This is a genomic window from Microbacterium xanthum (assembly GCF_034531355.1).
Lineage (GTDB): Bacteria > Actinomycetota > Actinomycetes > Actinomycetales > Microbacteriaceae > Microbacterium > Microbacterium xanthum.
Window position 1 is genome coordinate 442325 of the sequence record NZ_JAWHUE010000002.1, and the last position, 23375, is coordinate 465699.

At 68.4% G+C, this 23375-nt stretch carries 20 protein-coding genes and 1 tRNA gene; 7 read left to right on the top strand and 14 right to left on the bottom strand.

Annotation, left to right across the window (positions count from 1 at the left end):
• Positions 1-40: 40 nt before the first annotated feature.
• The 5 genes from RZO50_RS07655 to RZO50_RS07675 form a co-directional block, all read right to left on the bottom strand.
• Complete coding sequence (locus RZO50_RS07655; protein WP_322599121.1) at positions 41-451, bottom strand: VOC family protein; 411 nt, start codon at positions 449-451, stop codon at positions 41-43.
• A 75-nt stretch (positions 452-526) separates the two neighbouring features.
• On the bottom strand, positions 527-1264 hold the full coding sequence (locus RZO50_RS07660; protein WP_322599122.1) for an ABC transporter ATP-binding protein: 738 nt from the start codon (positions 1262-1264) through the stop codon (positions 527-529).
• On the bottom strand, positions 1261-2259 hold the full coding sequence (locus RZO50_RS07665; protein WP_322599123.1) for an ABC transporter ATP-binding protein: 999 nt from the start codon (positions 2257-2259) through the stop codon (positions 1261-1263). The genes RZO50_RS07660 and RZO50_RS07665 overlap by 4 nt, the downstream gene beginning before the upstream one ends.
• A gap of 28 nt (positions 2260-2287) precedes the next feature.
• On the bottom strand, positions 2288-3268 hold the full coding sequence (locus RZO50_RS07670) for a branched-chain amino acid ABC transporter permease (protein WP_322599124.1): 981 nt from the start codon (positions 3266-3268) through the stop codon (positions 2288-2290).
• A 9-nt stretch (positions 3269-3277) separates the two neighbouring features.
• Positions 3278-4537 (bottom strand): branched-chain amino acid ABC transporter permease, encoded by a 1260-nt coding sequence (locus RZO50_RS07675; protein WP_322599571.1) that lies wholly within the window; start codon positions 4535-4537, stop codon positions 3278-3280.
• 374 nt (positions 4538-4911) lie between these two features.
• Between RZO50_RS07675 and guaB the strand changes: the two genes are divergently transcribed.
• The 6 genes from guaB (at position 4912) to guaA (ending at position 11230) form a co-directional block, all read left to right on the top strand.
• Entirely contained in the window at positions 4912-6414 is a 1503-nt protein-coding gene (gene guaB, locus RZO50_RS07680) for an IMP dehydrogenase (RefSeq protein WP_322599125.1), read from the top strand.
• Between the two features lie 182 nt (positions 6415-6596).
• Positions 6597-6875 (top strand): DUF2277 domain-containing protein, encoded by a 279-nt coding sequence (locus RZO50_RS07685; protein WP_322599126.1) that lies wholly within the window; start codon positions 6597-6599, stop codon positions 6873-6875.
• A gap of 171 nt (positions 6876-7046) precedes the next feature.
• Positions 7047-8165 (top strand): GuaB3 family IMP dehydrogenase-related protein, encoded by a 1119-nt coding sequence (locus RZO50_RS07690; protein WP_322599572.1) that lies wholly within the window; start codon positions 7047-7049, stop codon positions 8163-8165.
• Positions 8166-8224: 59 nt separating this feature from the next.
• A complete protein-coding gene (locus tag RZO50_RS07695; protein ID WP_322599573.1) occupies positions 8225-9028 on the top strand; it encodes an SURF1 family protein in 804 nt (267 codons plus the stop codon).
• A 16-nt stretch (positions 9029-9044) separates the two neighbouring features.
• Positions 9045-9590, top strand: coding sequence for a DUF3817 domain-containing protein (locus RZO50_RS07700; protein WP_322599127.1), 546 nt, complete (start codon positions 9045-9047; stop codon positions 9588-9590).
• An 89-nt stretch (positions 9591-9679) separates the two neighbouring features.
• Positions 9680-11230 carry a glutamine-hydrolyzing GMP synthase gene (gene guaA, locus RZO50_RS07705; protein WP_322599574.1) on the top strand — a complete coding sequence of 517 codons (1551 nt, stop codon included), beginning with the start codon at positions 9680-9682 and terminating at the stop codon, positions 11228-11230.
• A gap of 182 nt (positions 11231-11412) precedes the next feature.
• Here guaA and RZO50_RS07710 read toward each other — a convergent pair whose 3' ends face one another.
• The 9 genes from RZO50_RS07710 to RZO50_RS07750 all read right to left on the bottom strand — a co-directional run bounded on the left by RZO50_RS07710 (position 11413) and on the right by RZO50_RS07750 (position 22221).
• Positions 11413-14445: an alpha-mannosidase gene (locus RZO50_RS07710; protein ID WP_322599128.1), complete on the bottom strand. Its 3033-nt coding sequence runs from the start codon at positions 14443-14445 to the stop codon at positions 11413-11415.
• 40 nt (positions 14446-14485) lie between these two features.
• Complete coding sequence (locus RZO50_RS07715; RefSeq protein WP_322599129.1) at positions 14486-15328, bottom strand: carbohydrate ABC transporter permease; 843 nt, start codon at positions 15326-15328, stop codon at positions 14486-14488.
• A gap of 1 nt (position 15329) precedes the next feature.
• Complete coding sequence (locus tag RZO50_RS07720) at positions 15330-16265, bottom strand: carbohydrate ABC transporter permease (protein ID WP_322599130.1); 936 nt, start codon at positions 16263-16265, stop codon at positions 15330-15332.
• Between the two features lie 4 nt (positions 16266-16269).
• Positions 16270-17628: an extracellular solute-binding protein gene (locus tag RZO50_RS07725; protein WP_322599131.1), complete on the bottom strand. Its 1359-nt coding sequence runs from the start codon at positions 17626-17628 to the stop codon at positions 16270-16272.
• 118 nt (positions 17629-17746) lie between these two features.
• Positions 17747-18997 carry an ROK family transcriptional regulator gene (locus RZO50_RS07730; protein WP_322599132.1) on the bottom strand — a complete coding sequence of 417 codons (1251 nt, stop codon included), beginning with the start codon at positions 18995-18997 and terminating at the stop codon, positions 17747-17749.
• A 79-nt stretch (positions 18998-19076) separates the two neighbouring features.
• Positions 19077-19149: transfer RNA gene (locus RZO50_RS07735), tRNA-Met, on the bottom strand.
• Positions 19150-19235: 86 nt separating this feature from the next.
• Entirely contained in the window at positions 19236-19769 is a 534-nt protein-coding gene (locus tag RZO50_RS07740) for a pyridoxamine 5'-phosphate oxidase family protein (RefSeq protein WP_322599133.1), read from the bottom strand.
• Positions 19770-19842: 73 nt separating this feature from the next.
• The gene (gene ligD / locus RZO50_RS07745; protein ID WP_322599134.1) at positions 19843-21069 is read right to left on the bottom strand and encodes a non-homologous end-joining DNA ligase; all 1227 of its coding nucleotides are present in this window, start codon (positions 21067-21069) and stop codon (positions 19843-19845) included.
• Positions 21070-21312: 243 nt separating this feature from the next.
• Complete coding sequence (locus RZO50_RS07750) at positions 21313-22221, bottom strand: Bax inhibitor-1/YccA family protein (RefSeq protein WP_322599135.1); 909 nt, start codon at positions 22219-22221, stop codon at positions 21313-21315.
• 156 nt (positions 22222-22377) lie between these two features.
• On the opposite strand from RZO50_RS07750, the gene RZO50_RS07755 reads away from it, so the two are divergent.
• Positions 22378-23373, top strand: coding sequence for a glycerophosphodiester phosphodiesterase family protein (locus RZO50_RS07755; RefSeq protein WP_322599136.1), 996 nt, complete (start codon positions 22378-22380; stop codon positions 23371-23373).
• Positions 23374-23375 lie beyond the last annotated feature (2 nt).

Here is a 23375-nt window from a genome sequence, read left to right on the forward strand (position 1 = left end):
TCCCGGGGGTCTTCCCGTACGCACCCCGTGAGGGGGGCGGTCACGCCTCGGACGTGGGGCGGGGAACGTGCTGATCGATGAGGACCGGGTTGCCGTCCGGGTCGATCACGGTGACGCTCGCCGGTCCGTCGCCGGCGTCGTCGACGGGGTCGACGATCTCGACACCCCGCTGGCGGATCGCGCGCTGCAGGTCACGCACGTCCGTGAAGGGCGCACCCGTGGGGCCCTCGGCCGACCAGCCGGGGGTGAAGGTGAGGATGTTGCGGTCGAACATGCCCTGGAACAGACCGATCACCGTGCCGCCGCTGCGCAGCATCCGCCACCCGGAGGCGGGATCCCCGCCGATCGAGGCGAAGCCGAGCTTCTCGTAGAAGGCGGTGGAGGCGGCCAGGTCGCGGACGGCCAGGCTCACCGAGAAAGCGCCCAGGTCGAGGTGTGCATCGTCGCTCATGGCGCCGACCCTACTCCCGCCCGCGCGCGAAAGGTCCGCGGCTCCCGGATTGGAAGCCGCGGACCCTTCGCGTGATCAGGCCCCGAGCGTGCCGAGGTACAGCTCGGTGACCTTGGGGTCGTTCAAGAGCTCGCGTCCAGAACCGGTGTACGCGTCACGCCCCTGGTCGAGCACGTAGCCACGGTCGCAGATCTGCAGGCACCGACGGGCGTTCTGCTCGACCATGATGCAGGTCACGCCCGCCTTGTTGATCTCCGACACCCGGATGAACGCCTCGTCCTGCCGCACCGGGGACAGGCCCGCCGAGGGCTCATCCAGAAGAAGGACCTTCGGGTCCATCATCAGCGCGCGGCTCATCGCGACCATCTGGCGCTCACCGCCGGAGAGTGACCCTGCGCGCTGTTTGAGGCGCTTGCCGAGTTCGGCGAAGATGCCGGTGACGAACTCCAGGCGCTCCGCGTAGACCGACGGGCGCTGATACAGGCCCATCTGGAGGTTCTCCTCGATCGTGAGCGAGGGGAAGACGTTGTTCGTCTGCGGAATGAAGCCCACGCCGCGGGCGACGAGCTTGTTCGCCTTGAGGCCGGTGATGTCGTCGCCTTCGAGCGTCACCGTGCCGCTGCGGACGTTCACCTGCCCGAAGATGGCCTTCAGCAGCGTCGACTTGCCCGCGCCGTTCGGTCCGATGATCCCGATCAGCTCGCCCTGGCGTGCCACGAGGTTGCAGCCGTTGAGGATGTTGACGCCGGGCAGATAGCCGGCGTGCACGTCATCGACGGAGACGACCGTGTCGGTGGTGGTGGCGGTGCTCATCGGGCATCCTCCTCGTCGTGACGCCGCTTGGCGGAGTGGGCGGCCTCCTCGGCCGCGAGCTCCGCCTCGGCCTCGGCTTCGATGTCGGCCTTGGAGACGCCGGGCGAGACCGAGCCCTCGCCTTGCACGGGGATGCGACCGGTGACCTCGCCGAGGTCGACGTCCTGATGTGCGCCGAGGTAGGCGTCGATGACCGCGGGGTCCTTCATCACCGAGTGCGGGTCGCCCTCGGCCACGATCTTGCCCTCGGCCATCACGACCACCCAGTCGGCGATGTGCCGCACCATGTGCATGTCGTGCTCGACGAACAGCACCGTCATGCCCTCGTCCTTCAGATCGAGGATGTGGTCCAGCAGCGACTGGGTCAGCGCCGGGTTCACACCGGCCATGGGCTCGTCGAGCATGACCAGCGTCGGGTCGGTCATGAGCGAGCGCGCCATCTCGAGGAGCTTCCGCTGACCGCCGGACAGGCTCGCGGCGAAGTCGGCCGACTTGGTGTCGAGCTTGAACTTCTTCAGAATCCCCGTCGCACGGGTCTCGATGTCCTTGTCCTGCTTGCGCCACAGCGGCGGGAACAGGCCGCCCCAGAAGCTCTCGCCCCGCTGACCGGTCGCGCCGAGCTTCATGTTGTCGAGCACCGTGAGCAGGCCCAGGGCCTTGGTCAGCTGGAACGTGCGCACCAGGCCCATCCGGGCGACCTTGTAGGCGGGCACGCCCGCGAGATCGCGTCCGTCGAAGCTCCACGTGCCCTCGTCGGGCTTGTCGAACCCGGTCAGGAGGTTGAACAGGGTGGTCTTTCCCGCGCCGTTCGGCCCGATGAGGGCGGTGATCGCCCCGCGTGGGACCTCCAGGTGATCGACGTCGACGGCGTGCACGCCACCGAACGAGCGGCGCACATTGTCGGCGACGATGATCGGGTCGACCTTGGCGCATCCCGGCGCCGGGTCGCCCTTGTGCAGACCCGTCGTCTTCGGGCGCGGCGTGGGAGAGGTCATCGTGGACGGCTCGGCGCCCGCCGGCGTATCACTTGACAAAGGTCAGCTCCTTCTTGTTGCCGAGCAGGCCCTGCGGCATGAAGATCACCAGCAGCATGAGAGCCACGCCCACGAGGATGAATCGCAGCGTCGCCGCCTGGATGGACGACATGCCGAACAGCAGACCGGCCGAGGCCATCGCGGGAAGGACGTTGGAGAGGAAGGTCTGCAGCACCCAGAAGATGAGCGACCCGAGAAGCGGACCGAACACGGTGGCGGCGCCACCGAGCAGGAGAGCGGTCCACACGAAGAACGTCAGCGACGTCACGTACACGCCGGGGCTGATGGCCGCGGGCAGGGCGTAGACGATGCCTCCCGCGGCGGCGATCACACCGCCGAGCACGAGGGTCTGCATCTTGTAGGCGAAGACGTTCTTGCCGAGCGAGCGCACGGCGTCCTCGTCCTCGCGGATGCCCTTCAGGGCGCGTCCCCAGGGGCTGTGCGTGAGCATCCACACCACCAGCACCGCGAACGCGAGGGTCAGCAGGCCCATGATGCGCACCCACCACTGGGTCTCGTTGTACGTCCACGGCCCGAACCCGTACGTGCCGTCCGGAATCGGATTGGATGCGCGGAAGCTCGCGTGGTAGCCGCTCAGCCCGTCGGCCGAACCGGTGACGTCGTCGAACGCGGTGGTGAGGAACAGCAGTCGCACCACCTCCGCCGCGGCGATCGTGACGATCGCCAGGTAGTCGCCTCGCAGCCGCAGCGTCGGGATGCCGAGGATCAGCGCGAAGATCGCCGCGGCCACCAGCCCCAGGATCGCCGCGAGCCACCACGGCAGCCCGAAGGTGAGGACCGAGATCGCATAGCCGTATGCGCCGATGGCCATGAACCCGGCGATACCCATGTTGATCAGGCCGCCGTAGCCGAAGTGCATCGCGAGGCCGAGCGCCGCGAGGGCGTAGCCGATGGTGGCAGGGCTCAGAATCGAGCTTGCCGAGTTGGAGAGGATCTGAAGCCAGTCCATTGTCTGCGCCTAACCTATTCTCTCGCGTCGACCGAGGATGCCCTGTGGTCGGAACAGCAGGATCACGATGAGGATGAACAGTCCGCTGGCGAACTTCAGATCCGACGGGATCCACAGGCTCGACGCCTCGACGACGATGCCGACGATGAGCGCGCCGATGAGGGCGCCGTATGCGGTGCCGAGGCCGCCGAGGACGACCGCCGCGAACATCAGCAGCAGCAGCTGAGCCCCCATGTCCCAGCGGATGCCGGGGCGGTAGTAGGCGTACAGGATGCCCGCGAGGCCCGCGAGGGCTCCGGCGAGCACCCACACCACGCGCACGACGTAGTCGACGTCGATGCCGGAGGCGGCCGCCAGGGAGGGATTGTCGGAGATCGCCCGCGTCGCCTTTCCGATCCGCGACCGCGTCAGCCACAGGGCGAAGATGATGATCACGACGATCGAGATGACGATCGATGCCAGGTCGATCACGCTCATCTGGACCGCGCCGAACAGCGGGATCTTCGGTGCCGAGGCGCCCGGCAGCTGTGCCGTGCCGCCGCCGATGAAGAACTGGAACGTGTAGCGAAGGGCCAGGGACAAGCCGATGCTGACGATCATCAGCTGCACCACACCGACCCGGCGCCGACGGAGGGGCCGCCACAGCGCCGCATCCATCACGAGCCCGAGAGCCGCACTCAACACGACCGCCAGCGGGTAGCCCAGCCACCAGGGGAGGGCGAGGCTCGCGGGGCCGACCAGGACGAAGGCGACGATCGCGCCGAAGGTGACCATCTCGCCGTGCGCGAAGTTCGAGATGCCGGTCGTGCCGTAGACCAGGGTCAGGCCGACCGCCGCGAGGGCGAGCATGAGGCCGAAGCTGATGCCCTGCACGACCCGCTGGACGAGTTGGTCGAAGAAGGAGGTGACGTTGCGCTCGCCCTCGCCGATGAAGAAGTTGACCGCCGCGAATCCGCCGGGGCCGACGACCACTTCGAGCACGTTCGGGGTGTCGTCCTCGGGGTCGACGACCGCGATGCCTTCGGGTAGGGAGTTCTCGTCCAGGGTCACGGTGTATTCGTTCTCATCACCGCGCTCGGGGACCTGCACGCTCCACTGGCCGTTCTCGTCCGTCTCCACCTCCTGCGCGCCGCCGGGCCCGTCGATGACGAGGACGACGCCGGGCAACGGCTCACCGTCGAGTTGGACGTTTCCGCTGATGCGATACGGGTCGCCTTCTGCAGCGCTCGCCGGTGTCGCGGCCGCGAGGACGCCCAGCAGCGCCAGCATCAGACCGAAGACGACCGATATCGCGCGCAGACGCGATCGTGGCGTCGCGATCGTGGTCGAAGGACTCACTGAACCTCCCAGTTCGGCACATCAGCGCACCGAAGCTTCGAGTCGCATCGGCTGTGATGATCGACGGTACGAGCGTAATGTGTCGCCGTTGTTTCAGGCCAACAACACATTCGTGGCATGGATCACTTTTTGATCTCGATACAAGAGAGCGCTCCCGCAACCCCTTGTCTTCGCGAGCGTCGCATCCTAAAGAGGCGGGAATGAATGACGACCTGCGCGCCTTAGAATCGAGACGCCGGCTTTTCGCCTCGGCCGTCGACATCCCCGATCTGCACGCGCCCGTCCGTCACGGCGCAGGAGGACCCATGGAGCACCACGACCCCTTCGGCTTCGTCGGACTGACCTACGACGATGTCCTGCTTCTTCCGGGACACACCGACGTGATCCCGAGCGAGGCGGACACCTCCAGTCGTGTCACCCGCCGTATCACCGTGGCGACCCCCCTCATCTCGGCGGCGATGGACACCGTCACCGAAACGCGGCTCGCGATCGCGATCGCGCGTGAGGGCGGCATCGGCATCATCCACCGCAACCTCTCCATCGCCGATCAGGCCGCGATGGTCGACCGCGTCAAGCGCAGTGAGTCGGGCATGATCACCGACCCGATCACGACCACGCCCGACGCGACCATCGAAGAGGTCGACGGGCTGTGCGCGCAGTACCGCATCTCGGGGCTGCCCGTGGTCGACGACGACGGGCGTCTCGTGGGCATCGTCACCAACCGCGACATGCGCTTCGTGTCGGGCTTCGAGCGGCAGACCACCCTCGTCAAAGACGTCATGACCAGCGAGGGCCTGGTCACGGCGAAGGTGGGGATCGGCGCGAACGAGGTCATCGCGCTGTTCGCCGAGCACCGCGTCGAGAAGCTTCCGCTCATCGACGACGAAGGCCGGTTGGCCGGACTCATCACGATCAAGGACTTCGACAAGAGCGAGAAGTACCCGCTGGCGACCAAGGACGAGCACGGACGCTTGCGGGTCGGCGCCGCCATCGGGTTCTTCGGGGACGCGTGGGAACGCGCCGAGGCCCTCCGCGATGCGGGCGTCGACGTCGTGGTCGTCGACACCGCCAACGGTCAGTCCGCGGGAGTCATCGACATGGTCCGTCGCATCAAGGCGGATTCGTCGTTCGACCACATCGACGTCATCGGCGGGAACGTGGCGACCCGCGAGGGTGCTCAGGCGCTGATCGACGCGGGTGTGGATGCGGTCAAGGTCGGCGTCGGCCCGGGATCGATCTGCACCACCCGCATCGTGGCCGGCGTCGGCGTGCCGCAGGTGACGGCCATCTACGAGGCGTCGCTGGCCGCCCGCGAGGCCGGGGTGCCGGTGATCGCCGACGGCGGTCTGCAGTACTCCGGCGACATCGCCAAGGCGCTCGTCGCCGGCGCCGAGAGCGTCATGCTCGGTTCGCTCCTGGCCGGGACCGACGAGTCTCCGGGCGAGGTCGTCTTCCAGGGCGGCAAGCAGTTCAAGCTGTACCGCGGGATGGGCTCGCTCGGCGCGCTGCAGACGCGCGGCAAGAAGACCTCCTATTCGAAGGACCGGTACTTCCAGGCCGATGTCCCCAACGACGACAAGCTCATCCCCGAGGGGATCGAGGGTCAGGTCGCCTACCGCGGCCCGGTCTCGGCTGTCGCGTACCAGCTGGTCGGCGGCCTGCGTCAGTCGATGTTCTACGTCGGCGCGCGCACCATCGACGAGCTCAAGTCGAAGGGCCGTTTCGTGCGGATCACCTCGGCGGGGCTGAAGGAATCACACCCCCACGACGTGCAGATCGTGGTCGAGGCCCCCAACTACAAGCGCTGACCCGGGTCGCTCCGAGCGCCGACCCGGGCATCCCTCCGCCGATGTCGGAGAATCGCGTGCATGTCGGAGGATCGACGCGGCAGTCTCCGACATCGGGCCGATTCTCCGACATCGGCATTGAGGATCCCCGGAGCAGGGGGCACGGGGTGACGCGGGGCCGGACGGGGCGTACCCTCGGCGGCATGTGCCGGAACATCCACACGCTCCACAACTTTGAGCCGGCGGCGACGGGCGAAGAGGTGCACGCGGCAGCGTTGCAGTACGTGCGCAAGATCGCGGGGACCTCGAAGCCGTCCGCGGCCAACCGCGAGGCGTTCGATCGTGCTGTCGCCGACATCGCGCATGCGACGCAGCACCTTCTCGATGATCTCGTCACCCATGCGCCGCCGAAGAATCGCGAGGCCGAGGCCGCGAAGAAGCGCGCCCGCGCTGAGGCGCAGGGACGATACTCCGCGGCCTGACCCGCGCATCCCTCTCCGCGATGTCGGAGAATCGCGTGCATGTCGGAGGATCGACGCGGCATTCTCCGACATCGGGCCGATTCTCCGACATCGGCATGAGGGTGCCGACAGGGGATGCGGGCGGGCGGCGCGGCGGGCGTCGGGCGGTCCCGGTAGGCTGGCCCGGTGAGCATGGAGATCGAGATCGGCCGCGCGAAGCGCGCCCGCCGCGCATACACGTTCGACGACCTCGCCGTCGTGCCCTCCCGCCGCACGCGCAACCCCGAAGACGTCTCGACGGCGTGGACGATCGACGCGTTCCAGTTCGACATCCCCGTCCTCGGCGCGCCGATGGACTCGGTGGTCAGCCCCAAGACGGCCATCATGCTCGGTCAGCTCGGCGGACTCGGCGTGCTCGACCTCGAGGGTCTGTGGACCCGCTATGACGACCCGGAGCCGCTCCTGGCCGAGATCGCGTCGCTGCCCGACGAGCAGGCCACGCGTCGCATGCAAGAGCTGTACGCCGAGCCGATCAAGCCCGAGCTCGTCCGCGACCGGATCGCCGAGATCCGCGCCGCGGGCGTCACCGTGGCGGGATCGCTCACCCCGCAGCGCACGCAGGAGCTGTACGAGACGGTCGTCGCCGCGGGGGTGGACCTGTTCGTCATCCGCGGCACCACCGTCTCCGCCGAGCATGTCTCGTCCGTTGCGGCCCCGCTGAACCTCAAGAAGTTCATCTACGACCTGGATGTGCCGGTCATCGTCGGCGGTGCGGCCACCTACACCGCGGCTCTCCACCTGATGCGCACCGGCGCCGCCGGCGTGCTCGTCGGTTTCGGCGGCGGGGCGAGCTCGTCGACCCGGGCGACCCTCGGCATCCACGCCCCGATGGCCACCGCCGTCGCCGACGTGGCGGGCGCTCGTCGCGACTACCTCGATGAGTCGGGCGGACGCTACGTGCACGTCATCGCGGACGGCGGTGTCGGCACCTCGGGAGACGTCGTGAAGGCTCTGGCGATGGGGGCGGACGCGGTCATGCTCGGCGTCGCCCTGGCCCGCGCCACCGATGCTCCCGGCCTCGGCTACCACTGGGGGCCCGAAGCGCATCACCCGAAGCTCCCGCGCGGCCGACGCGTCGCGGTGAACCAGCTCGCGACCCTCGAAGCGGTGCTCTACGGCCCGGCCCCGGTCGCCGACGGCACCGTGAACCTCATCGGTGCGCTGAAGAAGTCGATGGCCACCACCGGATACTCCGATCTCAAGGAATTCCAGCGCTGCGAGGTCGTCGTCGCGCCTTATCACGCAGGATGACCGCACCCGACACCGACCCGGCGCCACCGGAGGTCTTCCCCCCGACGCTGCGCGAGGTCATGCTGCGGCCGCAGTGGCTCGGCGTCCTCGGCCTGTGTCTGGTGGTCGCCGGGGTCTTCGCGTGGCTCGGCCAGTGGCAGCTCGCACGTGCGATCGACATGCAGCCGCTCCCCGAGGGCGTCACCGAGCAGGTGCAGCCGATCGACGAGGTCGTGCCGCCGGGGGAGTACCTCCCCGAGCCCCTGGTCGGCCAACGCGTCACGGTCACCGGCGAGTTCGTCGCCGACGACTTCGTCATCGTCTCCTCCCGGTTCAACGACGGGGTCGAGGGGTACTGGGTGACCGGGCAGTTCCGGGTGGCGACGGCGGACGAGCCGACCTCTGTCGCCGTGGCCGTGGGGTGGGCGGCGACCGTGGAGCAGGCGTTGGCCGCCATGGATGAGTTGGCCGAAACGGCCGCGACCCGCGCGCCCGATGCTGCGGCGCTCGCGATCACCGGCCGACTGATCTCTGACGAGGGCCCTGTCCCGCCGCCGCAGAGCGCCGATCCGTCCACCCTGACGCGTATGTCGCCCGCGGCGCTCCTCAGCCGCTGGAGCGATGTGGAAGATCTGGATGTCTACCGGCCGTACCTCGTGTCCGAGACCGCGTCCGGCCCGCTCGAGGACATCACGACACGGCCGCCCGACCAGGGGGCCGGCGTCAACTGGCTGAACGTCTTCTACGCCGCCGAATGGGCGATCTTCGCGGGCTTCGCGTTCTACATGTGGTACCGCCTGGCCCGCGACGCGTGGGAGAAGGAGGTCGAGGACATCGAGGACGCGGCCGCCGACGGGTCGCGCGGATCGGCCGCCCAGGCGTGACGAGTAGAATCAAGACATGCCGCGCGCCCCGAAACTCTCCTCGTTCCCGGCGATCCGCGGCGCTCTGAAGTTCTACCAGGTGGCGTCGATCATCACCGGGGTCGGCCTGTTGCTGCTGGTGGCGGAGATGATCCTGAAGTACACGCCGCTGCACGTCGAGCTGTTCGCTGGGGGTTCCGGTGGAGCGCTGTGGTTCGCGACCGTCATCCCGGGCGCCGACTGCCAGTGGTGGTCGTTGTTCGCGCCCTCGACGAACGACTGCGAGATGATCTCGACCGGCGACGGGCTGAACATCTCGCTGTTCATCCTCGTCGCGCACGGCTGGTTCTACGTGGTGTACCTGTTCGCCTGCTTCCGCATCTGGAGTCTCATGCGGTGGCGGTTCGGGCGCTTCATCACCCTGGCCCTCGGCGGCATCGTTCCGCTCCTGTCGTTCTTCATGGAGGCCCGTGTCGCCCGCGAGGTCAAGGACTACCTGCGCAGCCGCGAAGACGCCGAGCTCCACACCCACGCCGCCCACTCGACGCTGACCCACGAGATTCCCACGGAGAACCACCGGTGACAGAATCCCCCGACCACATCGACCGCGCCGACACGTTCGACGGCGCTGAGACCAGCCCCGCGCTCGAGGGCGACACCGAGTTCCGGCCGGTGCTCGTCGTCGACTTCGGTGCGCAGTACGCCCAGCTGATCGCCCGCCGTGTGCGCGAGGCCGGCGTCTACAGCGAAATCGTGCCGCACACCGCATCCGCCGCCGAGATCGCGGCCCGCAACCCGCTCGGGATCATCCTGTCTGGAGGGCCCTCGTCGGTGTACGAGGAGGGCGCGCCCTCGCTCGACGCAGGCGTGTTCGACCTCGGTGTGCCCACACTCGGTATCTGCTACGGCTTCCAGGTGATGGCCCGTGCGCTCGGCGGCGAGGTCGCCAACACGGGTCTTCGCGAGTACGGCGCGACCGACGCCGCTCTCGCGGGTGAGGGCGGCGTGCTGCTGGGCGGACAGCCGGCCACGCAGAACGTCTGGATGAGCCACGGCGACCAGGTCTCCCGCGCGCCCGACGGCTTCGACGTGCTGGCCTCGACGGAAGCGACGCCGGTCGCGGCGTTCGGGAACGACGAGCGCCGCATGTACGGCGTGCAGTGGCATCCGGAGGTCAAGCACAGCGATCACGGCCAGGCCGTGCTGGAGAACTTCCTGCACAAGGCGGCGGGGCTCCCTGCCGACTGGAACAGCGGCAACGTCATCGCCGAGCAGGTGGAGAAGATCCGCGCGCAGGTCGGCACCGGCCGCGTGCTGTCCGCCCTGTCCGGTGGGGTCGATTCGGCCGTCTCGACGGCTCTGGTGCACGAAGCGGTCGGCGACCAGCTGGTCGCGGTCTTCGTCGACCACGGGCTCCTCCGCAAGGGCGAGCGCGAACAGGTCGAGCAGGACTATGTCGCCTCGACCGGGGTGCGTCTGGTCACCGTGGATGCGCGCGAGCAGTTCCTCTCCGCTCTGGAGGGCGTGAGCGACCCCGAGCAGAAGCGAAAGATCATCGGCCGGGAGTTCATCCGGTCGTTCGAGAAGGCGCAGGCCGACCTCATCGCCGAAGCGGCAGCCGAGGGGGAGCCGATCCGCTTCCTCGTCCAGGGCACGCTGTACCCCGACGTCGTGGAGTCCGGCGGCGGAACCGGCACGGCCAACATCAAGAGCCACCACAACGTCGGCGGGCTCCCCGAAGACCTGCAGTTCGAACTCGTCGAGCCGCTTCGGACGCTGTTCAAGGACGAGGTGCGCGCGATCGGCCGGGAGCTCGGACTGCCCGAGGTCATCGTCTCCCGGCAGCCGTTTCCGGGGCCCGGCCTCGGCATCCGGATCGTGGGTGAGGTCACCGCTGACCGTCTCGAGATCCTGCGTGACGCCGACGCGATCGCCCGCGAGGAGCTGACCAAGGCCGGCCTCGACGGTGAGATCTGGCAGTGCCCGGTGGTGCTGCTCGCCGACGTGCGGTCCGTGGGGGTGCAGGGGGACGGGCGCACCTACGGTCACCCGATCGTGCTGCGTCCGGTCTCGAGCGAGGACGCCATGACGGCGGACTGGACGCGTCTGCCCTACGACGTGTTGTCGAAGATCTCCAACCGCATCACCAACGAGGTGCGCGACATCAACCGGGTGGTGCTGGATGTGACGTCCAAGCCCCCGGGGACGATCGAGTGGGAGTGAGCTCCCGCTCGCATTGATGCCGGTGGCACTCGGTCGCGTCAGCGATCGAGTGGGAGTGAGCCCGCTGTCGAACGCCGTCCTCCGGGGCGGCGTTCGTTGTTCGGGACGGCGGTCGGATACCGGGTGGACGACGAAACCGGGCCCATCCTCCGGAGAGGGCGGGCCCGGTTTCCAGCGGAACGTCAGCGCGCGGGGGAGACCCGTAGCGTGACGAGCTGGAACGGACGCAGCGACAGCTCGACCACGGCTTCCGACTCGGCCGTCAGCGCATCGGCGGGCAGGGGGCGTTCGAGCAGGTCGGTCTCGTGCGTGCCGGATTGGGCGAAGCCCCATGAAAGGGTCGTCCGGGCTCGCCGGCCGAGGGCCTCGTAGAGGCGCACGACGACGTCGCCCGATCCGTCTTCAGCGAGCTTCACGGCTTCGATGACGACCCCGGCGTCCGCCACGGAGACCAGCGGTGCGATCTCGTCGACGGCGGAGTCCGTGACGGAGCGCACGGGCAGGTTCGCACGGTACCCCTCGACGACCGCGTCCGATACGTCCGCGCCGACGACCAGGCCGACATGGAGCACGTGGCGGCCCTGGTCTTGACCAGGGTCGGGGAACAGGGCGCCGCGCACGAGCGAGAGTCGCACGTCGGTGATGGTCCCTCCGCCGTCTCGCGCGTCGCGGGTGATGTCGTGACCATAGGTCGAGTCGTTGACCACGGCCACGCCGAAGTCGGGCTCGGCCACGCGCACCCATCGGTGTGCCACGGTTTCGAAGCGTGCCGCGTCCCACGACGTGTTGGTGTGGGTCGGACGCTCGATGTGGCCGAACTGGATCTCTGAGGCGGCGCTGTCGGTGTGGAGGTCGACGGGGAATGCGAGTTTCAGCAGCTTCTGGCGCTCGTGCCAGTCGATGTCGAAGTCGAAGTCGACCACGCTCGAATCTGCGGCCAGCGAGATGCGCGACACGATGCGCGAGTCGCCGAAGGAGCGCGTCACCACGACGGCATCGCCGTCCAGCTCGAGCGCGTCCGCACCGAGGAGGTCTTCGACGTGATGCCGGTAGTGCGTGTCGATGTCCCAGGCATCCCACTGGGTCGGGGTGTCGCGGTGGAGCTGAAGGAGCCCCGCGACGCGTCCTGGGGCGACCACTTCGCGGTCGGCACGGAGGTCGCGGATGCTGCTGAGCACGCCGCGCCCGTCGATCACCACGCGGACCCGCGTGTTCTCGAGCACGTAGCCGTCGTCGTGCGCGAGCGGGGTGACCCGTGCGGCCGGCGTGGCGGCCGATGCGCCCAGGGCCGGGATCCCGTCGCGGGTGTGCGGTGCGGCGTTGGCTTCGAGGCGTCGCGACCCGGTACCGGCGAGGGCTCGGAGACTGTCGCCGATGATCTTCTCGAGTTCCGCGGCGACGTGGGCGTAGTTGCGCTCCGCGTCCTTATGCACCCACGCGATCGACGAGCCGGGCAGGATGTCGTGGAACTGCTGGAGGAGGACCGTCTGCCACAGTTCGGCGAGACGGTCGGCGGGGTAGGCCGCCCCCGTGCGGACCGACGCGGTGGTCGCCCACAGCTCGGCCTCGCGCAGCAGGTGCTCGCAGCGGCGGTTGCCCTGTTTGGTCGCCAGCTGGCTGGTGTACGTGCCGCGGTGGAACTCGAGGTACAGCTCGCCGGCCCACACCTCGGGCAAGGGATACTCGTTCTCCGCGGCCTCGAAGAACGCGCGCGGGGTGGAGTGGACGACGCGCGGGGATCCCTCCAGCGACTCGGTGCGGGCCACCATCGCCGTCATCTCGCGGGTCGGGCCGCCGCCGCCATCGCCGTACCCGTAGGGCAGGAGCGAGACCGTCCCGCGTCCCTTGTCGGAGTAGTTGCGCTCGGCGTGGGCGAGGTCCGCCGATGAGACGTCGGAGTTGTACTTGTCCACCGGCGGAAAATGCGTGAATAGCCGCGTGCCGTCGATGCCTTCCCACAGGAACGTGTGGTGCGGCATCCGGTTGGTCTCGTTCCACGAGATCTTCTGGGTCAGGAACCAGCGGGCGCCCGCGGCCTTGGCGATCTGCGGCAGGGAGCCGGTGTAGCCGAAGGAGTCGGGCAGCCACACTTCAGGGGTGTCGATGCCGAACTCGCGCTGGAAGAAGCCCTTGCCCTGGACGAACTGCCGGGCCAGGGCTTCGCCGCCGGGCATGTTCGTGTCGGACTCGACCCACATCCCGCCGACGGGGATGAATCGGCCCTCGGCGACACGCGCCTTCACACGTTCCCAGAGGTCGGGGTAGTGCTGTTTGATCCACGCGAACTGTTGTGCAGAAGAGCTCGCGAACACGAAGTCGGGGTCTTCGTCCATCAGTGACAGCACGTTGGAGAAGGTGCGGGAGACCTTCCGGGCCGTCTCGCGCACCGGCCACAGCCAGGCCGAGTCGATATGCGCATGGCCGATCGCGTGCAGGGTGTGGGCGCTGTCGTGCGCGCCGCGTGCCAGCAGCGGCGCCAAGACGGCGCGTCCGGCGGAAGCGGTGCCTGCGACGTCGTGGGGATCGACGGCGTCGATCATCCGCTCGAGGGCGACCAGGACTTCGGCGCGACGGGGGGAGCCGGTATCCAGTTCGGCGACGAGTCCGCGCAGCGCGACGGTGTCGGCGAGGAGGGCGGAGACCTCGAGGTCGCGCAGTGCCACATCGACCTGCCGCAGTCGGTAGAGAGGGTCCGTGCCGGCGGTCTCCGGGTCGCCCACGTCGGTGGGCTCGAAGGTGAAGAGGCTTCCGACGTCGGGGTTGGATGCGGCCTCGACGAACACGTCGATGGATCCCGAGTCGGAGACTGCTTCGACGGCGACGTTGTTGAACGGGGCGATGCCGCGAAGGGGGGTTCCTTCGGGGCGCCAGAGCAGTGCCTCGCACTGGAATCCAGACTGCCCGCTGGTGAATCCGAGGTCGATCACGACCTCAGCGCGGGTGTTCGCCGGCAGGCTCCCGTGGTCATCGCGCCAGGAGCGTGGGAGGTCGCCGGTGACCCGGAACCAGGTCGTGCCCCAGGGGCGGCCCCACAGATGTCCGGTGGCGAAGGGCTGGAAGTCGCCCGCCGCGGCCTCTTCGAAGGAGACAGGCTCCCCCGGGGCCTCCCAGGCGGTCACCTGTAGCGGGGCGGTGGTCCGGTGGATGTTGGCCTGGAGGCGTTCACGGATGAAGCGGTCGATGCGCAGTTCGGCCAGAGCCGTACGGTCGTGCATGAGGTCGTCCTTTCCGGGACGGGAGGGGAAGAAAGATGGGTCAGCCCTTGACGGCACCGGCGAGCGCCGACGATCCGCCGATGCCGCGCTGGATGACGACGTACAGCAGCAGCACCGGCAGCGAATACACGATGGAGTAGGCGGCGAGCTGGCCGTAGGCGACGGCTCCGTAGGACCCGAAGAAGTTGAAGATGCTTACGGCGGCCGGTTGGAGCGAAGGGGTCAGCAGCAGGACGAAGGGGACGAAGAAGTTCCCCCATGCCTGGATGAACACGAAGATGAAGACCACCGCGATTCCCGGGCGCATGAGAGGCAGCACGATGCGGGTGAGGGTCCGCATCGACGAGGCGCCGTCGACCCACGCGGCTTCTTCGAGCTCGACGGGTACGCCGTCCATGAAGTTCTTCATCATCCAGATTGCGATCGGCAGGGACGAGGCGGTCATGAACAGGGTCGTTCCGGCGAGGGAGTCGATCAGGTTCAACTGCACGAACAGGCTGTAGACGGGGACCATCATCGCCGTGATCGGCAGGCACGTCCCGAACAGGATCGCGTACAGGTAGGGCTTGGTGATCCGCATGTTGTAGCGCGAGAGCGGGTAGGCGGCCAGGGCGGCGAACACGACCGTCAGCAGGGCGGTCGAACCCGACAGCAGGATGCTGTTCCACAGCGGGATGAAGGTGAGGTCCGGTTGCAGCACTGCCGCGAAGTTGTCGAGGGTGATCACCTCGGGGATGCCGATCGCGAGGGTCGGGTCCGCATCGAGGGAGGCGGTGATCAGCCACACCAAGGGGATCGTGAAGAGCAGCCCGATGACGATGAGCACACCGTTGGACAGTGCGCGCATGCCGGTGCGGTTCGGGGAGGACATCGAGGTGGTCATGTCAGCGGGTCTCCGAGCGCAGGGCGCGAATGTAGAAGATCGAGAAGACCGCTCCGACGATCAGCATGATCGTGGCGATCGCGGTGCCGAAGCCGAGCTGGCCGAACTTGAAGGCCTCCTGGTAGGCGAGGATCGGCAGCGTGGTGCTGTTCACGCCCGGGCCTCCGCCGGTCATGACGAAGATGAGGGTGAACACCGAGAGGGTCTGGAGCGTGACGATCATGGAGTTCGTGGCGATCGTCGGGCGGATCATCGGAATGGTGATGAGGAAGAGGCGCTTGGCCCCGCTGGCGCCGTCCATCTGGGCGGCCTCAGTGATCTCCGGCGGGACGTCGGCGAGGGCGGCGGAATAGACCATCATCGAGAAGGCCGTTCCACGCCAGATGTTGGCGATGATCACGATGAGCATGGGGAACTCGTACAGCCAGCTCGTCGTGGGGACCCCGAAGAGCTCGAGTGCCGTGTTGAGGGACCCGTCGTCGCGGAAGAAGGCGTACATGGCAAACGCGGCGACGATCTCCGGCAGCACCCACGCGGTGACCACGATCGTGCCGACGACCGCCCCGACCACGCGGCTCGCTCCCCGCATGAGGAATGCCAGCCCGAGTCCGAGGATGTTCTGACCGATGACGGCGGAGAACAGGACGAAGACGACGGTGTTGACGACCGCGATCGGGAAGTCGGGGTCCTGGAAGAGCGCGACGTAGTTGTCGAGTCCGACGAAGGTCGTCGAGACGGCGGACGTGCCGGAGAGTGTCGCGTCGGTGAGTGAGCCCCACAGCGACACGATGATCGGACCGACGAGGAAGATCGTCAGGAGGATCGTCGCGGGCAGCAGCGGCAGCGAGCGTCCGGCGACCCGGAGGCCGCGCGCCTTGGCGCGCGACCCCGGGGTGCTCGAGCCCGTCGGTGTGACGTGAGGGGCTGTGGTGGTCATGCGATCAGTCGGCCGTCTGCGTGTTCTCTTCGCCGACGATCCCGATCACGGCGGCGTCATATGCCGCGGCGGCGTCCTCGACGCTCTGCTGACCGGTCATGACGGCCTCCATGGCGACGACGATCTCGTTGGAGATCTGGTCGTAGTCCTCCGTGGCGGGCCGGAAGTGCGTGACCTCGACGAGGCTGGAGAAGAAGGCGAAACTCGGGTTCGCGTCGATGTAGTCCGTGGATTCGGCGACGTCCGCGCGCACGGCGATCTGGCTGTTGTCGACGTCGTACGACAGGGCATTGTCGTAGTTCAGCGCCGTGGTGAGGAAGTCGAACGCCAGTTTCGGGTTGTCGGTGTTCGCGCCGAGGGCGAGGGTCCAGCCGCCGGACATGCTCGTCGCGCCGGGCTCCTGGCCATCCTGCGTCGGCATCGGGGCGATGTCGAGAACCTCGCTCCACTCCGGCCACGGGGAGGTTCCGCTTTCGACCCACGCCGCCGACTGCCAGGATCCGTCCAGCGCGATGGCGAGCTCGGCGTTCGGCAGCCACTCTGCGGTGACATTGGTGAAGATGTTCGGGTCGAGTGCCTGCTGCGGAGTCGGTCCGAGCTCGTTCTGGTAGAGGTCGGCGACGAACTGCAGCGAGTCCTTGAAACCCTGGCTGCCGACGACCCACTTCTGGGTGTCGTAGTCGTAGAGCCAGTCCGGCGTGCCCGACAGGAGCATCTGGAAGCCCTGCATGGAGGCGGCCTCTCCGGCGGCCTTGCCGGAGTAGAGGTTCATCGGGATGACGTCGGGCAGCGCGGCTTTGATCCTCTCCGCAGCGTCCATGACGTCGTCCCAGCTCTGCGGCTCCCACGGGGTGTCGATGCCGGCCTGCTCGAAGAGCTCGGTGTTGTACCAGAGTGCGCGCGTGTCGGTGCCCAGCGAGACGCCGTAGGTCTGGCCATCGGGGCCGAGGCCGGCCTGCTTGGCGCCTTCGGCGAACTGGTCCCAGTCCTCCCACTCGGCGAGGTACTCGTCGAGGGGGAGGAGGTATCCGGCAGCAGCGTCTGATTGAACCTTGAAGGTGTCTTCGTACTGCACGTCGGGGGCGGTGCTCGCAGAGCCGTTCATCAGCGCCAGCTTGGTGTAGTAGTCGGCGCCTTCGGCCTGGATCGGAACGAGCTCGACGGTCACGCCCTCGTTGGCGGCTTCGAACTGCTCTTTGGCGGCCTCCATGAGAAGCTGCATGGAGTTGAAGGTGGCGGTGGTTTGGTACGCGACGCGAATGGTGTCGCCGTCGGAACCGCCGCTGCTGGAGCATCCGGCCAGTGCGGCGGTGATGCCGGTGACGGCGACCACTCCCAGGGTCGCCTGCGTGCTCTTCTTCATGTGAAGCTCCCTTGCTTGGAATCGGGCTGCGTTGCGCGCACTCACATTTATAAATCAAATGGAGTAACTCGTCAAGAAGAGAATCTTCGCCGTGCCTCGCTGAGCCGCTCGTCCCAGGTCAGGGGGTGATCATCATGTCGGCGGGACGGGCGGTGAAAGCACCGTCGAGAACCAGACACGCGGCCCCGAGGGCAGCCACGTCGGTGCCGAGTCGCGTCTCGAAGATCTGCGTGGTGCGGGTGGTGGTCGCCGAGGCGTCGGTGGCGACTGCGAGGCGCACACGCTCGAGCAGACCGCGCGAGAGGCGGGTCCACACGGGTCCGCCTATCACCGCGACGTCCACGTCGAGAAGGTTGTTCAGCGCCACGATCGCGTGGGCGATGAGGCCCGCGGTATGGGTCAGTGTCGCGCTGGCCGCCGCATCGCCCTCGTCATCGCGTCGGAGCAACGCGTCGAGCTCGAGGCGCGCGTCGGGGAGGCGAAGCTCGTCGTCCGTCGACGCTCGCATGCCCGCTGAGCGAAGCAGGTGCCCCGGTTCGATGGATTGACCCAGGCACCCGCGATGGCCGCACTCGCAACGGATGCCCTGCGGATCGACCTGCAGATGGGCGATGTTGCCGGCATTGCCGGTGCGACCGCGAACCACGGCGCCGTCGACGGCCAGTCCCAGACCGACGCCGGCGCCGTAGTACAGGAACATCGCGTCGCGCAGATCGTCGTCCGTGTCGACCCACATCTCGCCGACCATCGCGGCGGTGACGTCCTTCTCGAGTTCGACTGGAAGACCTGTCGCAGCTGCCAGCTCGTCGCGCAAGGCTACGCCGTGCCACGCGGGTAGCAGGGGAGGATTCAGCAGGGTGCCGGTTTCGCCATCCAGGGGGCCCGGTGCGGCGACGCCGATGCCCAGCAGACTCTCTCGGGGAACCTCGGCACGGGCGACCAGGTCGGCGATCGCATCGGCGACGCCTTCGATCAGCTCCGTGGTGGATCCGCTCGAGCGCGGAGGATGTTCGGCGTGTGCGACGACGGTTCCGGCGAGATCGACGACGACGAACGTGTCGATCGCGGGGTCCAGGTGCACGCCGACGGCGTAACGTGCGCGGGGGTTGAGGGCCAGCATGGTCCGTGGCTTGCCGGGCCCGGAACGTACTTTCGCACCTTCGATGATCAGACCGCCCTCGGTGAGTCGGCGGGCGACATTGCTGAGGGTTTGCGCGCTCAAGCCCGTCCGATCGGCGAGCTCGACACGGCTGAGTCCGCGCGGCGCACGCCGAATGAGGTCGAGCACGAGCGTCTGGTTGTAGGTCCCGACCGCCGGCAGATTCGAGCCGCGTTTCATCGTCCCCCCGGAGGAATATGTTGCGGCCACCGATCATACGGCGGTTCACGGAAAACGCGGGGATGCCCGGGGGATGCGCGGCCGCTGGGGGCTGCGGCGGCTGATTCAGACGCGACGGCGGGAGTCGAACCCGCAACGCGATCGGGTATGAACCGTCGCCCGGGACCGCCCGGATCGCCGCGATGTCCCCACGCTAGCGGGACGCAGCCGCCGGCGGGGGAGTGTGTCGCCCGATGACGCCGTCGGTGGTGCGAGACGGCCGTCGTGTTCAGTACGGGCGGTGGGAGGGGATGGACGTGGGGCGCTCGTGGCGCTCGTGAGCCGGCCGCGGCGCCCGTGTGTCGGCCGGCGCTCCGGTCTCCTGGTCGACGACCGTCGTGTGCCTCGGGGCACGCACGACGTCCCGGTCGGCGAACCGTCGTCCCGTGATCGAATCCGGAGTCAGGCGGAAGACGTGCGGCTTGTAGCGCGGGCTCGCGGTGAGCAGGCGTGACACTCCGCTGCGCTCGATCTCGGCGGGGTCGGCGAGCCGCACGGCCCGTCCGCGCAGCACGACGCTCCACCATCCCTCGTCGTCGTGTCCGTCGACTTCGAAGGCGGCGGCCGGGTGCGTCGTCAGGCGAACGACCTTCGTGTCCGATGCCGTGCGGAAATACACCGCGCCCTCGTAGGAGGCGATGTTCACGGGGAACAGGTCGGGTCCGCCGTCGTCTCGAACGATCGCCAGGCGGCCGACGCTCTCCCCTTCGATGAGCGTCCAGCACTCCGCGGTGCTCAGGTGGTGCTGGGTGGAGGTGGTCATGGCTTCTCCTTCCCGTTGCTTCCTCCAGGATCCCGCCGTGGTGAGCCGGGAGCAAGGGGTGTGACGGCGTGTGTCAGGCTGAGCGCCCGGCCCACGGATCGTACGTCGCGACGAGCTCCTCCTGCGGCGGTCGGTCGGCGTCCTCTACGTGCTGGAGGTTCACCCGCACGCGGTACCAGAGCGAACTGGACCCGCGCATCCCGTCGAGGAGGACGTCGGCGGCATGCAGCTGCGCGGCCGCGCGTGGATGCCGGGTGCGCCATGTCTCGAAAGCCGCCTCAGCCTCGCGCCGTGTTTCGGTGCGGGCGACCTCGATCAGGGGCATCGAGCTCGACCGTCGCCCCGAGCCATCCTTGAGCCTCGGGGGCTTGTCGGGCGGACCCATCTCGTCGGCGAGCGCGAGGAGGGCCGCCAGGTCGCCCGGTGTCTCATCGATCGCGGCGTGCGGGTCGCCGATCGCCGCGAAGCGCTCCGGCACCGTCACCACGGTGAATTCCTCGGGGCGGCGTTCGCGCACCTCGTCCCACCGCAGCGGCGCCGACACTCGCGCATCCGCGCGCGGACGGATCGAGTAGGCGGAGGCGACGGTGCGATCTTTGGCGTTCTGGTTGAAGTCGACGAAGACGCTCTCGCCGCGCTCCTCCTTCCACCACCGTGCGGTCGCCAAGCCCGGCGCGCGCGCCTCGATCTCGCGGGCCAGTGTCTCGGCGGCGCGGCGGACGGCCGGGTAGTCCCACGACGGGGTGATCCGCACCAGGATGTGCAGGCCGCGCGAGCCGCTGGTCTTCGGGTATCCGACGAGCCCGACGTCGTCGAGCACGTCACGCGCGACGAACGCCGTGTCGACGATCTGACTCCAGCCCACCCCCGGCATCGGATCGAGGTCGATGCGGAGCTCGTCCGGATGCTCGAGGTCCTCGGCGCGCACGGGGTGCGGGTTGAGGTCCAGGCAGCCGAGATTGACCACCCACGCCAGCCCGGCGGCATCCCGGATCACCGTCTCTTCTGCGGATGTGCCTCGGGCGTAGTGGAGGGTGGCGGTGTCGATGAAGGCCGGGTGGTTCTCGGGCACCCGCTTCTGGAAGAACGGTTCGACGTCGATCCCGCGGGGGAATCGCTTGAGGACCATCGGCCTGCCTCCCGCGCCGCGCAGCGCACCGTCGGCGACGGTGAGGTAGTACCGCACGAGGTCGCGCTTGGTCAGTCCCGGGTCGGGGAAGACGACCTTGTCGGGACTGGAGATACGCACCTCGGCGCCGTCGATCTCGAGGATCTCGGCGCGTCCCTTCGCGGGTGTCATGCGCCGGACGTTACCCGGACCGCCTCGCTGCGGCCAGAGCTTGCCTCCTCTCCGCACCTATGCGTAGACGCCACGCGGTGTGGCCGCGTGGCGTGCACCAACTCAGGCTGGGAGCGGGGCGCGGGTGTGACGTTCGCGCCCCGACGGTGTCGCCTCTTCGCTCAGCCTGAATTCGTGCCGCGGGGTGGGCGGGAACGACGAAGGGCCGCCCCGAGCGGGACGGCCCTTCATGTGGAGGGGGTGTCACTCACCGCCGCGGACGATGGCGATGATGCGCAGGATCTCGACGTACAGCCAGACGACGGTGACCATGATGCCGAAGCCGCCGAGCCAGCCCATCTGACGCGGGGCGCCATTGCGGACGCCCTGCTGGATCTGGTCGAAGTCGAGCACCAGCGAGTACGCGGCCATGACGACCACGAGCAGGCCGATGATGACACCGAGCGGAATGCCGAAGATCTGGACCTCGCTGCGCAGACCGAACGCGCTGTCGGTGACGCCGAAGAGCATCAGGCCGACGTTCACCAGCGAGAAGACCAGGTAGCCGACCATCGCGATGAGGAAGATCTTGGTGGCGCGCTTGGAGGCGCGGATCTTTCCGCTGGCGAACAGCGCCAGGGTCACGCCGACGACCACGAGCGTCCCGAGGGTCGCCTGCGTGACGATGCCGGGGTAGATGAACTCGAAGAACGCCGAGATGCCGCCGACGAACAGGCCCTCCGCCGCGGCGTAGGCGAAGATCAGGCCCGGGCGCACCTTCTTGCGCGAGGTGAAGATCACCACGAGCGACAGGACGAAGCCGACGAGGCCGCCGACGATCATCGGCAGGGCGGTCGGCACGGGGTTCTGCGCGGTGACCGGGGACATCGTCCACAGCCATCCGGCCACGGCGCCGACCAGGAGGATCGCGAACAGGCCGACGGTCTTGGCGACGGTGTCCTCGACGGTCATGCGGCCGGTGTCGGACGAGCCGGCCGGGGGCGCGGCATACATGCCCTCGAGGTGGGCCTGGGCGGCGGCGTCGGTGCCGGCGCGCTGTGCGGTCGAGGTGGCGCCGCCGAGGTTGGCCGCGTTCGCACCTCCCGGATAGCTCTGCACGGCGCGTGCGTCTTGGAACGCCGGGTTGTTGAATGCGGGGTTGTTGAGGGCCACTGCTCTCACACTCCAAAGTCGCGGGGTTTCACAGCATCGTGCTGTTTTTCAACACTAACGGAACCGCGCTATTCCACGGGAGTCGGCGGGCTGTGAGAGGGCTATGAACGGATGCCGGTGGCACGCGCGCGGAGTCGTACGCCGTAGCCTGGAGCGGTGTCCCGCCCCCTCGTGATCGGCCATCGCGGTGCATCCGGTCATCGCCCGGAACACTCCCGCTCCGCGTACGAGCTCGCCCTGGCCTCAGGGGTGGATGCCGTGGAACCGGACGTCGTGATCAGCCGAGACGGGGTGCTGGTGGTCCGGCACGAGAACGAGATCTCCGGCACGACCGACGTCGCCGACCGGCCGGAGTTCGCCGAGCGGCGCACGACGAAGACGATCGACGGCGTCGAGTGGACGGGCTGGTTCGTGGAGGACTTCACGTGGGAGGAGCTGTCGACCCTCCGCTGCCGGGAACGGCTTCCGGCGCTGCGCCCCGGCAGTGCAGCGCACGATGACCGCGACCCGGTGCTGCGGTTGCGCGACGTGCTCGACCTGGTGCGGGTCTCCGGCGGTGGACGCGTGGGCGTGGTGCTGGAGATCAAGCACGCGACCTTCTTCGCCGACATCGGGTGGGACGTCGCCGCACTCGTCGCGGCGGAACTCGCCGTAGCGGGGTGGCGCGAGGGCGCCCTCCCGCTGACGGTCGAATCGTTCGAGCAGACGGTGCTCGCCGACGTGCGTGCGCAGGGGGTCGTGGCCTCTTTCGTGTATCTGCTGGAGGCTTCGGGGAGCCCCGCCGATCTCGTCGCGCGCGATGGCGCCGACGCGCCGACCTACGCCTCGGTCGCCACGCCCGACGGCCTGGATGCCCTCGTCGGAGCAGTCGACGGCATCAGCGTCCCCAAACGGATGCTGCTGGCGCCCGACGCGCTCGGTCGTGCCACCGACCGTTCGCGCATCATCCCCGACGCCCATGACCGGGGCCTGTCGGTGTTCACGTGGACGTGCCGGCCCGAGAACGCCTTCCTCATCCCGCAGTTCCGCTCAGGCCTCGGTCGCGCCGCCCACGGCGACTGGCGTTCCGAGTGGATGCTGCTGCGGGATGCCGGCGTCGACGGGGTGTTCGTGGACCATCCCGACCTCGGCGTGTCCCTGTTCCACTCCTGACA